The 13848-nt window shown below is 69.9% G+C and carries 12 protein-coding genes; 9 read left to right on the top strand and 3 right to left on the bottom strand.

From position 1 onward, the window contains the following. Positions 1-61: 61 nt before the first annotated feature. From OG948_RS44580 to OG948_RS44550, 7 genes are all read left to right on the top strand, one after another. A complete protein-coding gene (locus tag OG948_RS44580; protein ID WP_331770714.1) occupies positions 62-997 on the top strand; it encodes an alcohol dehydrogenase catalytic domain-containing protein in 936 nt (311 codons plus the stop codon). Positions 998-1054: 57 nt separating this feature from the next. Continuing rightward, positions 1055-2350, top strand: coding sequence for an alpha-glucosidase/alpha-galactosidase (locus OG948_RS44575; RefSeq protein WP_331770713.1), 1296 nt, complete (start codon positions 1055-1057; stop codon positions 2348-2350). Between the two features lie 138 nt (positions 2351-2488). Then, entirely contained in the window at positions 2489-3580 is a 1092-nt protein-coding gene (locus OG948_RS44570; RefSeq protein ID WP_331770712.1) for an amidohydrolase family protein, read from the top strand. After that, entirely contained in the window at positions 3577-4512 is a 936-nt protein-coding gene (locus OG948_RS44565; protein ID WP_406300610.1) for a carbohydrate ABC transporter permease, read from the top strand. The genes OG948_RS44570 and OG948_RS44565 overlap by 4 nt, the downstream gene beginning before the upstream one ends. 10 nt (positions 4513-4522) lie before the next feature. Then, positions 4523-5476, top strand: a complete 954-nt coding sequence (locus OG948_RS44560; protein WP_331770711.1) for a carbohydrate ABC transporter permease — start codon at positions 4523-4525, stop codon at positions 5474-5476. Between the two features lie 19 nt (positions 5477-5495). Beyond that, the gene (locus OG948_RS44555; protein ID WP_331770710.1) at positions 5496-6869 is read left to right on the top strand and encodes a sugar ABC transporter substrate-binding protein; all 1374 of its coding nucleotides are present in this window, start codon (positions 5496-5498) and stop codon (positions 6867-6869) included. A gap of 44 nt (positions 6870-6913) precedes the next feature. Beyond that, positions 6914-8809: a spherulation-specific family 4 protein gene (locus tag OG948_RS44550; protein WP_331770709.1), complete on the top strand. Its 1896-nt coding sequence runs from the start codon at positions 6914-6916 to the stop codon at positions 8807-8809. 180 nt (positions 8810-8989) lie between these two features. Here the strand turns inward: OG948_RS44550 and OG948_RS44545 are convergent, their stop codons facing one another. Then, entirely contained in the window at positions 8990-9862 is an 873-nt protein-coding gene (locus OG948_RS44545) for an aldo/keto reductase (protein ID WP_331770708.1), read from the bottom strand. A gap of 254 nt (positions 9863-10116) precedes the next feature. Here OG948_RS44545 and OG948_RS44540 point away from each other — a divergent pair, with 254 nt between their 5' ends. Continuing rightward, positions 10117-11391, top strand: a complete 1275-nt coding sequence (locus OG948_RS44540) for an ATP-binding protein (protein WP_331770707.1) — start codon at positions 10117-10119, stop codon at positions 11389-11391. A gap of 113 nt (positions 11392-11504) precedes the next feature. Here the strand turns inward: OG948_RS44540 and OG948_RS44535 are convergent, their stop codons facing one another. Both OG948_RS44535 and OG948_RS44530 read right to left on the bottom strand, forming a co-directional pair. Then, the gene (locus OG948_RS44535; RefSeq protein WP_406300896.1) at positions 11505-12341 is read right to left on the bottom strand and encodes an endo alpha-1,4 polygalactosaminidase; all 837 of its coding nucleotides are present in this window, start codon (positions 12339-12341) and stop codon (positions 11505-11507) included. A 448-nt stretch (positions 12342-12789) separates the two neighbouring features. After that, entirely contained in the window at positions 12790-13335 is a 546-nt protein-coding gene (locus OG948_RS44530; RefSeq protein WP_331770705.1) for a hypothetical protein, read from the bottom strand. 306 nt (positions 13336-13641) lie between these two features. Between OG948_RS44530 and OG948_RS44525 the strand changes: the two genes are divergently transcribed. Beyond that, the gene (locus OG948_RS44525; RefSeq protein WP_331770704.1) at positions 13642-13812 is read left to right on the top strand and encodes a hypothetical protein; all 171 of its coding nucleotides are present in this window, start codon (positions 13642-13644) and stop codon (positions 13810-13812) included. Positions 13813-13848: the final 36 nt, after the last annotated feature.

The raw sequence follows: 13848 nt of genomic DNA, 5'->3' as shown, positions 1-13848 counted from the left end.
GATGGAGAGTGCACGTGAACCGCAACCGCACCGGCAACGGCGCGACACAGGGGGCACGACGGTGAGGGCGCTCGTGTTCACCGGCCCCTCGACCGTGGAGATGGACGACGTCGCCGAACCCGAGGTGGGCGAGGACGAGGTGCTCGTCCACGTACGCAGCGCGGGCATCTGCGGCAGCGAACTGCACGGCGTGCGCACCCCGGGCTTTCGGGTCCCGCCCCTGGTGATGGGCCACGAGTTCGCGGGCGTCACCGACGACGGCGTCCCGGTGACGGTCAACCCGATCCTGTCCTGTGGCACCTGTGACCTGTGCCGCAACGGCCTGCGCCAGGTCTGCCGCGAACGCCGGATCATCGGCGTGCACCTGCCCGGCGCGTTCGCCGAACGGGTCGCCGTCCCGCGCTCCGCGCTGCACAAGCTGCCCGAGGACATGTCCTGGGAGGCGGCCGCGGTGGTGGAACCGGCGGCCAACGCGGTACACGCCTGGCGGCTGGCCGGCGTCGCGCCCGGCGCCCGGGTCGGCGTGATCGGCGCCGGCGCGATCGGTCTGGTCTGCGTGCTGGCCGCGCTGACCGAGGACACCGCGAGCATCGCGGTGGCCGACCGCTCCCCCGAACGCCGCCGGATGGCCTCCCTGTTGGGTGCCGCCACGGTCGGCGGCGAGCTCTCCGGCGAGTTCGACGTGGTCTTCGACGCGGTCGGTACCGGCGAGACCCACGAGCAGTCGGTACGGCTGCTGCGCCCGGGCGGGGCGGCGATCTGGCTCGGCCTGGCCGACGCCGGCGCGGGCTTCGACGCGACCGTGCTGGTGCGTACCGAGAAGCGGGTGCTCGGCTCGTTCGCCTACACCGACGACGAGTTCGCCCGGGCCGCCGAACTCGTCGGCGGCTGGGGCCTGGGCTGGACCGCCAGTTACCCGCTGGAGTCGGGCGCGGAGATCTTCACCGACCTGATGCGCGGCGGCAGCCACCCGGTCAAGGCGATCCTGCGCCCGTGACGGCGCCCGTGACCAACCTCCCGCCCGACCCGACGCCCACAGCGAGGTGACCCGAACATGGCAAGGATCGTGCTCATCGGAGCCGGCAGCATCACGTTCGCCAAGAACCTGCTCTCCGACCTGCTGACCTACCCCGAACTGACCGACGAGATGACCGTCGTGCTGCACGACATCGACGTCGACCGGCTGAACACCGCGGAACAGATGACCCGTTGGATGATCGAATCGCTCGGCGTCGGGGCCCGGGTCGAGGCGCACCTGGGCCGCCGCCGGGCGCTGGCCGGCGCCGACTACGTGATCAACGAGATCGCGGTGGGCGGCGTCAAGGCGGCCCACCTGGACTTCGAGATCCCGGCCCGCTACGGCCTGCGCCAGACCATCGGCGACACGCTCGGCATCGGCGGCATCTTCCGCGCGTTGCGCACCATCCCGGTGATGGTCGGCATCGGCCGCGACATGGCCGAACTGTGTCCGAACGCGGTGCTGATCAACTACAGCAACCCGATGTCGATGGTCCCGCGCGCGGTCCACGACGGGACCGACTTCAAGAACGTGGTCGGTGTCTGTCACTCCATCCGCGACACCGAGGCCACGCTGGCCGGGCTGGTCGGGATCCCCAAGGAGGAGATCTCCTTCCAGACCGCGGGGGTCAACCACCAGGCGTTCGTGCTGAAGTTCGAGCACCGGGGCGAGGACCTGTACCCGCGCCTGGACGAGGTGATCGAGGCCGACCCGGAGATGAAGCGTCGGGTCCGGGTGGAGATGTACCGCCGATTCGGCTACTTCCCCACCGAGTCCAGCGAGCACGGCTCGGAGTACCTGTCCTGGTTCCTGTCGCACGAGGACCAGGTGGAGCAGTTCCGGCTGCCGATCGGCACCTACCTGGACTGGCTCCAGGACAACCTGGACACCTACGAGGCGCTGGTGGCCGGCCTGCGCGCGGGCGAGGGGGTGCGGATCGAGCCGGGCAACGAACTGGCGTCGCTGATCATCCACTCCACCGAGACCGGCACCCCGCGCGTGCTGCACGCCAACGTGGTCAACGACGGGCTGATCACCAACCTGCCCGGCGACGCCTTCGTCGAGGTGCCCTGCCTGGTCGACAAGGCCGGGGTACAGCCCACCCGGGTCGGCGCGTTGCCCCCGCAACTGGCCGCGCTCAACCGCACCTACCTCAACGTCGGCGACCTGACCGTGCGCGCCGCGCTGGAGGGCCGCCGCGACCACGTCCACCACGCGGCGATGCTCGACCCGAACGCGTCCGCGACGCTGACGCTGCAACAGATCCAGGACCTGGTCGACGAGTTGATCCTCGCGCACGGTGCCGCGCTGCCCGACGGCATCCGCAACTAGTTTTCGCGCCCGGCCCGTTCACCCGGGTCCCCATCCGCTTCGGCCCGTTCACCCCGGGTCTTTCACCCCCGCGCGGCGCCCGGTACGGCGCGGCCGGGCGCGGCACCGATCCGCGACACCCAGACAGGGAGCGACGAGATGATCCCGCACTTCCCCCACGAAACCGTCGTGCCGGCGCACGTGAAGGACCTGCCGCTGGCGCGCTACCGCCCGCGCTCGCGGCTGGTCGTCGGGGCACACGAGGTCGAGCGGGCCTCGCTCCCGGTCGTGGACGCGCACATCCACCTGGGCCGCTGGCTCAGCGAGGACGGCGGCTGGGTGGTCCCCGACGTCGGCGCGCTGATCGCGATGATGGACGAGCTGGGCATTCGGGGCATGGTCAACCTCGACGGTCGCTGGGGCAAGGAACTCGACGAGAACCTGGAGCGCTACGACCACGCCCACCCCGGGCGGTTCGCCACCTTCTGCCACGTGGACTGGCGCGAACTGGACACCCCCGGCTTCGCCGAGCGGATCGCCGCCGGCATCCGCGAGGCCGCCGACGCGGGCGCGGTCGGACTCAAGGTCTGGAAGGACCTGGGCCTGCACCTGCGCGATCACGCGGGCACCCTGGTGATGGTCGACGACCCGCGCCTGGACCCGCTGTGGGCGACCGCCGGCGAGGTGGGCCTGCCGATCTGGATCCACACCGCGGACCCGGTCGCCTTCTTCGACCCGATCGACGAACACAACGAGCGACTGGAACTGCTCCTGGCCCGACCCGACTGGTCGTTCGCCGACGAGCGCTTCCCGACCTTCGAGCGGCTGGTGGACGCACTGGAGACCACCGTCTCGCGGCACCCGGGCACCACCTTCGTCGGCGTGCACATGGGCTGCTACCCGGAGAACCTGCAATGGGTGGGCCGGATGCTGGACAGCTACCCCAACTTCCACGTCGACATCGCGGCGCGGATCGCGGAGTTGGGGAGGCAACCGCGGGCGACCACCGAGTTGATCCTGCGCCACCCCGACCGGGTGCTGTTCGGGACCGACGAGATTCCGCCCGACCGGGACATCTACCGACTGCACTTCCGCTTCCTGGAGACCGCGGACGAGCACTTCCCGCACTCCAACCAGGACCCGCCGCTGATGGGCCGCTGGGCGATCAGCGGGCTGGACCTGGCACCGGACGTGCTACGCAAGGTCTACGCGGACAACGCGTTGCGCCTGGTCCCCAGGCTGGCCTCATGAGCATGACCCTCACCCGGCGCAAGAGCCCGGCCGGCAAACGCCCGACCCGCACCGCCGGCCGGGCACGCGCCAAGGAGAACCGGGCCGCCGGCCTGTTCCTGCTGCCCGCCTTCATCGGCTTCGCGGTGTTCTACCTCTACCCGACCGGGCGCGGCATCTGGATCTCGCTCACCGACTGGAACCTGCTCGCCGACCCCAACTACGTCGGCACGGACAACTACGCCGAAGTCGTCGAGGACCCGCTGTTCTGGAACGCGCTCAAGGTCACCGCGTACTTCGTCTTCATCACCCTCGGCGTACAGATCGGCGTCGCGCTCCTGCTCGCCGCGATCATGGTGCGGCTGACCGGATCGGTGGTGGTGCGCGCGCTGCTGCTGGTGCCGTGGCTGGTGCCCAATGTGACCATCGGCCTGATCTGGTTGTGGATGCTCGACGCCAACCTCGGCTTCGTCAACCACCTGATCGGCTCCGCCGGTGGCGAGACGCACGGCTTCTTCGCCTCGCCGGACGAGGCCCTGGCCAGTGTGTCCGTGGTCAACATCTGGGCGGGCACCGGATACGTGGCCCTGCTGCTGTACGCCGGGATGTTGCAGATCCCGGGGGAGTTGTACGAATCCGCGTCGATCGACGGCGCGGGCGAGATCCGGATGTTCTTCAAGATCACCCTGCCGCTGCTGCGGCCCATCCTGGCCCTGGTGATGGTGGTCTCGGTGATCGGCTCGTTCCAGATCTTCGACACGATCGCGGTGACCACCAAGGGCGGTCCCGTCGATGCCACCCGGGTCGCCTACTACTACATCTACCAGGAGGCGTTCACCCACTTCCGGATGGGCTACGCCGCCGCGATGGCGCTGTGTCTGGTGGTCGTACTGGGCGGACTGACCTATCTCCAGATGCGCCTGCTGCGCGCTTCCTCGTCCGACCTGGCGTGAGGAGTCGACCATGTCCACATCCACGCAGGTCCGCCCCGCCGCCGCGCCCGCCGCGCCGGCGCCCGAGAGTGGGCGCAAGTCGCGCCGCAAGCGGCTCACCCCCGGCCGCGCGGCGGCCTGGCTGGTGCTCGCGATCTCGCTGCTGATCACGCTGTTCCCGTTCTACTGGATGTTGCGCACCGCGCTGACCGACGGCAACCACCTCTACAGCGACAGCACGTCGCTGTGGCCCGAGCACTTCACCTTCGCCAACTTCAAGCGGGTGCTCGGCCTGGGCTCGGTGGAAGAGAGTCGGGCGGCCGGCGGGTCCGGTGCCGACCTGGACTTCCTGCTGTACACCCGCAACTCGATCATCTACACCACCGCGATCGTGGTGGGACAGACCATGTCCTGCGCGATGGCCGGCTACGCGCTGGCCCGACTGCGCTTCCGCGGCCGGGAGTTCGCCTTCGCGGTCGTGGTCGGCGCGCTGATGGTGCCGCCGATCTTCACGCTGCTGCCCAACTTCGTGATGGTCAAGGACCTGGGCCTGCTGAACAGCTTCGCCGGCATGGTCGCGCCCACGCTGCTGATGACCCCGTTCACGGTGTTCTTCCTGCGCCAGTTCTTCATGTCGATCCCCCGCGAGATCGAGGAGGCGGCGATGCTCGACGGCGCCGGCCACTGGCGGATCTTCCGGCGGGTGGTGCTGCCGATGAGCAAGGGCCCGATCCTGACCATCGCGCTGACCACCGCGGTGTGGGCCTGGAAGGACTACCTGTGGCCGCTCCTGGTCGGCAACGACCCGGACAACCGCGTACTCACCACCGGCATCGGCGTGTTCCTCCAGCAGTCGCCCAACGCCCGCCCCGACTGGACCGGCCTGATGGCCGCGTCGACGCTCTCGGTGATCCCGATGCTGATCCTGCTGATCGTCTTCGGCCGCCGGATCGTCAACGGGCTCAACTTCACCGGCCTCAAGTGAACCCCTCGAGGAGATCCCCATGTCCCGTTCCGTCATGCGCCGTTCGCTGAGATCGCCCGTCGTCAAGTCCGCCGCCCTGGTGGCGAGCGCGGTGCTGGTGGCCGCCGGTTGCGGCTCCAGTGGCTCCTCCGGGAGTGGCGGCGGTGGTTCGGTGAAGCTCAAGTACTCGCTGTGGGACGACAACCAGGTGCCCGCCTACAAGAAGTGCGCGGACGCCTTCCACGCGAAGAACCCGAAGATCGGCGTCGAGGTCACCCAGACCGCGTGGGCGCAGTACTGGCAGAACCTGACCACGCAGGTCGTCTCGGGTACCGCGCCGGACGTGTTCACCGATTCCGTCCTGTACTTCCCACAGTTCCAGAAGAACAACCAGATCCAGGACCTCACCTCCTACATCCAGCGCGACGGCGTGGACCTGGCCCGGTACCAGCCCAATCTGGCCGACGTGTGGACACGTGACGGAAAGCGCTACGGCCTGCCCAAGGACTGGGGCACGATGGGCGTCGCCTACAACAAGGACCTCGCCCAGCGCGCCCAACTGACCCCCCAGGCACTGGACGCGTGGAACTGGAACCCGGTGGACGGCGGCGACTTCGGCCGCGCCGTGGCCGTGCTGACCGTCGACGAGAGCGGCCGCAACGGCTTGGACCCGGCCTTCGACAAGAGCAAGGTCAAGACGTACGGCCTCGCCATCGCCTACGAGGGCGGCGCGGTCGGCCAGGACTCCTGGGGGCCGTTCGCGGCGTCCAACGGCTTCCAGTACGTGGACAAGAACCCGTTCGGCACCAGGTACAACTACACCGACCCCAAGCTGGTGCAGACCCTCGACTGGTTTGCCGGGCTCATCAAGAAGGGGTACATGCCGCCGTACGACAAGCAGTCGACGGTCGGCGCGGACGGGTTGCTCCAGTCCGGCAAGGCCGCGATGACCATCGCGGGCTCGTGGATGGCCAAGACCTACATGAGCGACGGCAAGGTCGCCTTCACCGGCATGCCGGCCGGTCCCGCCGGGCGCAAGACGCCGATCAACGGCCTGTCCGACGCGATCTACGCGAACGGCAGGCACAAGGAAGAGGCCTGGCAGTGGGTGAAGTTCCTGGCCTCCACCGAGTGCCAGGACATCGTCGCCGGCGAGGCCGTCGTCTTCCCGGCGATCACCTCCTCCTCGGTCAAGGCCGAGGCCGCGCAGCAGGCCGCGGGCCGGGACATGCGGGTCTTCACCGAACCGGTCAAGACTCCCGGCCAGACCTTCGTACTTCCGGTCACCGACCAGGGCGACCGGATCCTGGACATCGTGCAGAGCGCCGTCGACCGCATCTGGCTCGGGCAGACCGACGCCAAGTCCGCGCTCGGCCAAGCGAACAGCGATGTCAACGCCCTTCTCAAGAAGTGAGCCACCGTCCCATCCGGAAACAGCCCTTTCCCGAAGGAGTACGAATGCGCACGGATTCTCGCGCCCGCTCATGGCGGGCGCGCGGGGCCGCGGCCGTCGCCGCGACGGCCGCACTGCTCGGCGGGTCGCTGGTCGCGACCGCGCCGGCCGCCCAGGCCGACCCCGGTCCCGGGATCAACCAACAGATCGGCATCCCGGCCTACTTCCACCCCGGCGTCGATCCGGGCGGCAAGCAGTATTGGGCGACGCTCGGCAGTGGTGCGGGCACGCCTGGGCTGACCATCGTCAACATCGCCAACGGCCCCAGCTTCGACGAGACCACCTCGAATGCCGTATTCGCCTCCGCGATCCAGAAGGTGCGGCAGGCGGGCGGCAAGGTGATCGCCTACGTCGACACCGGCTACTTCGGGACCAACACCATCGGTCCCCCGAAGACCACCCGGCTCGGTGAGTCGACCATCGAGGCGTGGCGGATCCAGATCCAGCACGACGTGGACAAGTGGTACCGGTTGTACGGCCCCGACATCGACGGGATCTTCTTCGACCAGGGGCAGAACGTATGCGGCCCCACCACCGGTTCGCAGGCCTACGTCGACGAGTACCGCGCGCTCACCGCCTACACCAAGCGCAACCATCCGGGCGCGCTGGTGGTGGACAACCCCGGCATCGACATCCCGCAGTGCTACGAGGACGCGGCCGACATCCAGGTCACCTTCGAGGGCAACTACAACGACTACCAGGCCTTCAACCCACCGCAGTGGGAACTCGACAGCGACCCGTCCAAGTTCTGGCACCTGATCTACGAGACGTCCGCGGCGCAGATGCCGCTCGCCGTGGCGCAGAGCAAGCAGAAGAACGCCGGGACCGTCTACGTCACGCCCGACCAGCTCAACGCGAACCCGTGGGACCTCCTTCCCGACGCCTCCTACTGGTCGGCGGAACTCGCCGCGGCCAAGGTCGCCCCGACCGCCGCCCCGGCGACCCCGGCGCAGCCCACCGCCTCCGTCGGCTCGGCCACGTCGGTGCAACTGAGCTGGCCGAACGCGGGCCCGAGCACGGTGGCCGGCTACGACGTGTATCGGAACAACGTCAAGATCGGTTCGGTGCCGCATCGGACCACCGGCACCGCGCAGTTCATCGCCAAGGACCTCAACCCGTCCACGGCATACACGTTCACGGTTCGCGCCCGCAACGACGCGGGGGTGTTGTCGGCCGCGAGCCCGGCTCGGAACGTCACCACCTCGGCACCGGGCGCCAACCCGCCGGGCGTGCCCGGGTCGTACACCGCCACGGTCAGCGGCCCCACCTCGGTGCAGCTCTCCTGGGCCGCCTCGACGCCGGGGTCGGCCGCCGTCGAGGCGTACGACATCTATCAGAACAACGCCCGGATGGCGACGGTGCCGGCGGGCCGGATCTCCGCACATCTGGGTGATCTGACGCCCGGATCCACCTATTCCTTCGACGTGGTCGCCCGGGACGTCACGGGCCGGGTGTCCGCACACACGGCGCCGGTCTCGCTCACCCCGCCGCCGCCGGTGGGCGGCCCGATCGTGAACCAATCGGCGACCCTGACCGCCACTCAGGCCGAGTACAAGGCGACCTTCCAACTGCCGTTCACGACGCACCACGTCTTCATCGACGCGGACAACGACGGGAGCACCGGCTATCTCGTGCCGAACGGATTCCCGGGGATCGGGGCCGACTTCATGCTCGAGAACGGCAACCTGTACAAGGCCGTGCAGAGCGGTCCGGTCTGGGACGGAACATGGCAGTTCGTGTCCATCACGCCGTCGCCGCTGATCTCCACCACCAACGGCCAGTACGTGTGGCGGTTGCCGACGTCGCTCTTCGCGGGGCTGAACACCGGCACGCAGCGGGTGGCCTTCCACGGCAGCCTGCCGGAGAGCTGGGTGCCCAACCTGACCATCGTCCAGCAGTAGGCGCCCGAACGGGCATCCCGGCCGCCGTCCATGGCCGGGATGCCCTCGAACGACCCGACCACGCCTGCCCGGCCCCGGAACCTCGGGGCCGGGCAGGCGTGGTCGGGTCACGGCCGGCTCGGGCGGGGGCGTCCCGTCCGGCGGGACGGGACGCGCGCCGGCCGGGCCGACCGACGGTCCTCAGACCGCGGCCGACAGCGCCTCGAACTGCTCGTCGGACAGGTCGATCCCGGCCGCCTCGGTGTTCTCCTCCAGGTGCGCGACGCTGGAGGTGCCGGGGATCGGCAACATCACCGGGGAGCGGTGCAGCAGCCAGGCCAGCGCCAACTGCGACGGCGCCGCGCCGTGCTCCTTGGCGGCCTGGTCCAACGGTCCGCCCGGGCGGGCGAGTTCGCCGGTGGCCATCGGGAACCACGGGATGAAGGCGATGTTCTCCCGCGCCGCGTAGTCGAGCACGGCCTCGGCCTTGCGGTTGGCCAGGTTGTACAGGTTCTGCACGGAGACGATCTCGACGATCTCCCGGGCCTCGCGCAGTTGCTCGACGGTGACCTCGGACAGGCCGATGTGTCGGATCTTGCCCTCCTCGCGCAGCCGGCCGAGCTCGCCGAGCTGGTCCGCGAGCGGTACCCGCGGGTCGATCCGGTGCAGCTGGTAGAGGTCGATCCGGTCCAGGCCGAGGTGCCGCAGGCTCAGTTCGGTCTGCTGGCGCAGGTACTCGGGCCGGCCGAGCGCGTGCCACTCGCCCGGCCCGGTGCGGGCGAAGCCGCCCTTGGTGGCGATCACCACGTCCTCGGCGTACGGGTGCAGGGCCTCGCGGATGAGCTGCTCGCTGACGAACGGGCCGTACGAGTCGGCGGTGTCGATCAGGTTCACCCCGAGTTCGACGGCGCGGCGCAATACCCGGATCGCCTCCCGGCGGTCCTTGGGCTCGCCCCAGACACCGGTCCCGGTGAGCTGCATCGCGCCGAACCCGAGTCGGCGCACCGGCAGGTCGCCGCCGATCGGGAAGACACCGGACGCGTGGGCGGGGCCGGACACGGACGAGACGGTCATGTGTGCTCCGTAGGGATCGGGCGGCCCGGGCGGGCCGGACGGTGCGGACGAGGTCGTGGCCATTGTGCCCCGGTGGGGCGAGTGTGGTCGCTGGGTGTCACCGACTCGCATGTCGCAGCTACGGGGCGGGATGTCCATCCGCACGGTGACCAAGTTCGCGTGTCTATTTGTACACAACGACGCGTTCGCGGCACCGCTACCCTCCCTACTGTTTGCCACTCGTCGAGGCACTCGATCCACGGATGGAGCTGTTCATGGTCTGGCTCATACAGGACTACCGCGAGGAGGACCTCGCAGCGGTGGTGCACCTCATCGACACCACGACCGGCCTCGGCCAGGAGTCGGTCTTCTCGCTGTCGGAGTGCATCAACGCGCTGACCTCACGGCAGCCCGCGATGGTCGCGCGCCGGGACGGCGCGGTGGTCGGGGCGGCGCTGGCCACGGTGTCCGAGGGGCGGGCCTGGGTGATGCGGATCGCCATCTCGCCCGCCGCGCGCGGTCTGGGCCTGACCAGCACGTTGTTGCTCGCGCTGGAGCGCAGGCTGGTCGAGGAGCGAGTGCGGCGGATCGCCTACGTGCTGCCCGAGGAGGACTCGCGGGAGCAGGGCCTGCGCAACGCGGGCTACGAACGGCGCCCGGCGGTCGCCTACTTCGAGAAGGTGGAGCCGGTCGACGACCACGCGGCGGAGACCCTGGACCGGCTCGGCGGGCGGATGTTGCCGGGCGACCTGTGGTCGAAGGTGGCCGGCATGGAGGTGGAGAAGAACCTGATCGAGCGGCGGGTGGTGCTGCCGTTGGCCGATCCCGAGCGCGCGCTTCGGCACGGGGTGGAACCGCCCAGCGCGATCGCGTTGTTCGGCCCGCCCGGAACCGGCAAGACCACCTTCGCCCGGGCCATCGCCTCGCGCCTGGGCTGGCCGTTCGTGGAGTTGTTGCCCTCGCGGCTGGCCGACGGCGGCAACCTGGCGGCGGCGCTGCGCGAGGCGTTCGGGCGGCTGGCCCGGCTGGAGCGCATCGTGGTGTTCATCGACGAGGTCGAGGAGATCGCGCCGGTACGGCACGCCCGGGCCGGCGCCGTGCACGCGGTGACCAACGAACTGCTCAAGCTGATCCCGGCGTTCCGCGAACACGGCGACCGGCTGCTGGTCTGCGCGACCAACTCGGTGCGCTCGCTGGACCCGGCGTTCCTGCGGCCCGGCCGGTTCGACTACATCATCCCGGTGGGCACGCCGGACGCCGACGCGCGCCGGGCGATGTGGACCCGGTACGCGTCCGCCCGTCCGGACGTGGACCTGGACGCGCTGGTGGCGGCGAGCGAGTTGCTCACGCCCGCCGACATCGGCCACGCGGCGCGAATCGCCGCCCAGGCCTCCTTCGAACGCGACCTGTTCGACGAGGCCGCCGGCGGCGAGGGTCCGGGCGCGGGCACCGACGACTACCTGGACGCCCTCGCCCAGTCCCGCCCCACGGTGACCGCGAGCATGGTCGAGCTCTTCGAGGAGGACATCACCACCCACGCCCGGGTGTGACGGCGTCGCCGCGCCGGCCGGGAAACCCCGGGCCGGCGCGGCGACGGCGTGCACAGGATCGGCAACGCGTACCTGTGCCGAGTTGTCGAGTGCGCTGATCCGACGGTGGCGGATCAGCAACTTGCGTATACGTGGGCCGAGTTGCCGGGTGCGGTGACCTGACGGTCGCGGAGCACGACGGAGACCTTGCCGCCCCAGCCGCGGCACGCGGTGTCGAAGTCGGCCCGGGTGTACTCGACGACGAAGACACGATTGGCGAACGCCGAGGCGTAGGCGCCGCACTCGTCGTAGTGGCCGCACTCCTCGGCGACCGCGAAGTCGAAGCCGATCTCGGCGCGGCGGCCGGCCAGTTCGACGGTGTTCTTCTGCCCGATGGCCAGGCCCGCGGCATGGGCGCGCCCGGTCAGCAGCCGGGCGAACGCGGCGTCGTGCTCGAGGGTCAGCAGGCCACCCGAGCGGCTGTAGGAGTCCAGGTTGTCGGGTTCGACGGCCTGGAAGCCGCTTTTGGCGCAGTCGTCGATCCAGGGCCCGACCACCGCGATCAGCTTGGCGCGCTTGGCCTCGGTGGACACGTCGAGCAGGGCCTCGCCCCAGTCCTCGTCCAGCACCACCTTGCCGGCCTTGCGCAGGAGCAGGTCCGGGTGCTCCTTCTCCCACCACGCCCGCGCGTCCGGCTGGGTCTGGAAGGCGTTGACGTAGCAGATGTTGTACCGCCCGGGTTCGGGCCGCGCGCCCCGATCGCGGATCACCACACGCACGTTCGCCGGCGGCGGGTAGGGGCCGCCGATCTGGTAGTCGAACGGGGCGTCGGCGGCGGGCGGCACGACCTGCTTCGCCGAGGTCCCGGGTGCCGCCTGCCCGGGCGGCGCGGGGGAGTTCGGGGCCGGGGCGGCCCCCGGCGCCGTCGGGCTCGCCGACCTGGTCGGGACTTCCGGAGCCGTCGCACTCACCGGCGCGGTCGGGCTCGCCGCCGTCGAGGCCGCCGACGGTGAACCGGCCGCCGCCCGGGGCGGATTCGCGTCCGCGTCCGACCCTCCTTCGGACCCGCAACCCGCCACGGCGGCCAGCGCCAGGGTCAACGCGACCGCCGCGCCGGCGACGCCGTGGCGTCCGCTGTGGCCGCGGGGTCCGCGGTGTCCGCGGAAAATGAACGAACCTGACACGTGCACTCCTTGCGTGACGGGCCGAAACCGCGCTCGCCCGGCGCGGCGAATTCCCGCCGGTGGATATCTGATTCCGGTAATAAATCGAGGTTCGCGCGGGACCGCTTCCGCGTTCCACGACTATAGCCCGATTGCCGGGAGCAAATTACCCGCCGAGAATGATCATGCCCGAGAATCACGCATCCGGATAAACGATCTTGCCGAAATCCACTCGCGCCCGGCCGAATCCGTCATATCAGGCCGCGGTGCGCACCGGTGCGGAAAGGGCTTTCGGGTCGAAACCGCTCGCGGTGACCGTGCCATTCGCATCCAGCAAACCGAACACCGGATATCCGGCGACCGCGAATCCCCGACCCAACGGACCGTCGGCCGGCTCCACCACGACCCGCGCGACCGCGGTCAGCGCGGCGACCTGCTCGCGGGTGTCCGCCTCGTCGCCGTGCACCACCGCGAGCACCCGCCGGCCCTCGCCGACCGCCTCGCGCGCGGCCTTCACGAACAGCGGCAGCCGCTCCGCGCAGGCCGGGCACCCCGGCGAGAAGAAGCCGAACAGCACGGCCCCCAAACCGTCCCGTGAGACCGTCTCACCTGCGGTGGTGACCGCGGTGAAGGCGGGCACCGTCGCGCCCACCGGCAGCACCAGGTCCGTGATGTCCGCGTCGTGTCCGCCGTGCCCGTGCCCGCCTTGCGCGCGCAGTCTGCGCACGACGCCGAAGGTGAGCAGCAGGTTCAACAGACACAACACGGTGACCAGGACCACGGCGGCGATCAACAACGGCATGGCGACTCTCCCGAGGCGGCGAAGGATGTCGGCCGACCTCCGGGCCCGCCACACGGGCGAACGGGATCGGCGTACAGGATCCGTGAACGGGACCGCGAACACGACCGCGAACACGACCGGCGAAATGTATCCCCGGGCCCGCCAATGGCAACAGTGCTCACCCGGAGCCGGTCCGAAACAAAGAAGATACTCGTCAATTCGGGCCGCTCGCATTCTCTTGCCACTCGACGTCGAACGGGTTTAACGTCGCCTCCGGCAGAAGCACACCCTGCTTCCGTCGAATCGACCCTGCAATGGAGGTCCACGATGAACCGTGTGATCGGCACCATGGGCGACAAACTGTTGGGACTCGTCCTCCGTGAGAAACGAGCCGGGGCGTGCGTCCCGGAACACGGCCAGTTCTGCGCCTGCCGTAGCCACTACCGCTACGTGTACAGCTGCAACGGCCCGTGCGTGAAGACCGCCACCAAGTGCTGATCGGCGCTTTCGCCACCCCGGCGTCTTTCGGAGGTA

It is taken from the genome of Embleya sp. NBC_00888 (assembly GCF_045207655.1).
GTDB lineage: Bacteria > Actinomycetota > Actinomycetes > Streptomycetales > Streptomycetaceae > Embleya.
Note: the sequence above shows the minus strand (reverse complement) of the source record. Positions and strands in the feature narration are given on the sequence as shown.

What these genes read in the sequence shown, in the direction of transcription:
- OG948_RS44575 (WP_331770713.1), top strand. Translation starts at nt 1,055, where the DNA reads ATGGCAAGGATCGTGCTCATCGGAGCCGGCAGCATCACGTTCGCCAAG.
- OG948_RS44570 (WP_331770712.1), top strand. Translation starts at nt 2,489, where the DNA reads ATGATCCCGCACTTCCCCCACGAAACCGTCGTGCCGGCGCACGTGAAG.
- OG948_RS44565 (WP_406300610.1), top strand. Translation starts at nt 3,577, where the DNA reads ATGAGCATGACCCTCACCCGGCGCAAGAGCCCGGCCGGCAAACGCCCG.
- OG948_RS44560 (WP_331770711.1), top strand. Translation starts at nt 4,523, where the DNA reads ATGTCCACATCCACGCAGGTCCGCCCCGCCGCCGCGCCCGCCGCGCCG.
- OG948_RS44555 (WP_331770710.1), top strand. Translation starts at nt 5,496, where the DNA reads ATGTCCCGTTCCGTCATGCGCCGTTCGCTGAGATCGCCCGTCGTCAAG.
- OG948_RS44550 (WP_331770709.1), top strand. Translation starts at nt 6,914, where the DNA reads ATGCGCACGGATTCTCGCGCCCGCTCATGGCGGGCGCGCGGGGCCGCG.
- OG948_RS44545 (WP_331770708.1), bottom strand. Translation starts at nt 9,862, where the DNA reads ATGACCGTCTCGTCCGTGTCCGGCCCCGCCCACGCGTCCGGTGTCTTC.
- OG948_RS44540 (WP_331770707.1), top strand. Translation starts at nt 10,117, where the DNA reads ATGGTCTGGCTCATACAGGACTACCGCGAGGAGGACCTCGCAGCGGTG.
- OG948_RS44530 (WP_331770705.1), bottom strand. Translation starts at nt 13,335, where the DNA reads ATGCCGTTGTTGATCGCCGCCGTGGTCCTGGTCACCGTGTTGTGTCTG.
- OG948_RS44525 (WP_331770704.1), top strand. Translation starts at nt 13,642, where the DNA reads ATGAACCGTGTGATCGGCACCATGGGCGACAAACTGTTGGGACTCGTC.